Raw genomic sequence first — 1,088 nt, forward strand, 5'->3', positions numbered from 1 at the left:
GCTTTGGCGAAAAAACTATTTAACCACAAACTAAAATAGATTTAATTACACGTAAATAACCAAGATAAAGAAAAGACAAATACCACAATTACATTTAATCGAATTCGCAATGCCGCATAACGCCCCATTAAGAGGCAAATAATGGTTGGCTAAAATAAGCGACGAAGGAGCAAATAGCCAACTGTTATTTGTCCTGCTTGAATGGCTTGTTAGGTAACGGTTACCACAAAAGCCTGATTTAATTGATACTTTGTTCACAAGAATCAAGTTGGTAATTGTAACTACCACCAGAATCTAAGCAACTATCAATTTCCATAAATGCCATAATCTCATAGGCAGCAAAGAAAATTAAGACCCAAATAACTAAACCTAAAATTGCTACTCTAAATCCATCAGGATCTACGTTTTTATTGAATGGGCGATAAATTAGATAGCCCAAGCCTTTTATAAATATCTCGACTATTATTTCGACAAATAATCTGAAGATGAACCTGAAAATCCCAGAAAATACTTCTCCAACAATTTCTCCGGGCATGATAGCTACTCCTTTAGTTACCTAACGCCCCATTAAGTGGCTTTTAATTGTTGGTTATAATGTGTAGCGAAGCGGAACCTAACCAACTGTTAAAAGTCCTGCTTGAATGGCTTGTTATACGTTTATTTATTACCCAACTTAACAAGCCATTTAGATGGAATAAAGTTTGAGATTACTTCTGTAAGAGAAAGAGCTAATAAAAAACCTACACCAATAATTTTAGATAAAGTAAAAAACGAATAGAATAATATTACAAATAAAACAATTTGAGAAATTCTAAAAAAATAAGCATTATCATTCCACTTAATAAGAGCTGAACAATGAATACAACTATAAGATTCATTTAATCCACTAAAGACATACCAACTGCGCGAAATCCTTTTTGTACATTCTGGACAAGCCTTAATCTCCATAAATATCCTTAAACGTATAACGCTTTGCTAAGCGGCTAAGTACAATTTGCTAAAATGCGCGGAGCGCGAGCAAACTGTACGTGTCCGTTTGAGCAACTTGTTATGTGAATTATTTACCATACCTGCGAATAACAGATACC

2 protein-coding genes are annotated in these 1,088 nt (G+C 34.0%); both read right to left on the minus strand.

Translation table 11 applies throughout. The features are described from left to right. Positions 1 to 238 precede the first annotated feature (238 nt). Positions 239 to 535 (minus strand): hypothetical protein, encoded by a 297-nt coding sequence (locus H4J52_RS02920; RefSeq protein WP_182224190.1) that lies wholly within the window; start codon positions 533 to 535, stop codon positions 239 to 241. Between the two features lie 122 nt (positions 536 to 657). Next, entirely contained in the window at positions 658 to 948 is a 291-nt protein-coding gene (locus tag H4J52_RS02925; protein WP_182176751.1) for a hypothetical protein, read from the minus strand. Positions 949 to 1,088 lie beyond the last annotated feature (140 nt).

It is taken from the genome of Colwellia sp. MB02u-14 (assembly GCF_014076915.1).
Classification (GTDB): Bacteria; Pseudomonadota; Gammaproteobacteria; order Enterobacterales; family Alteromonadaceae; genus Colwellia_A.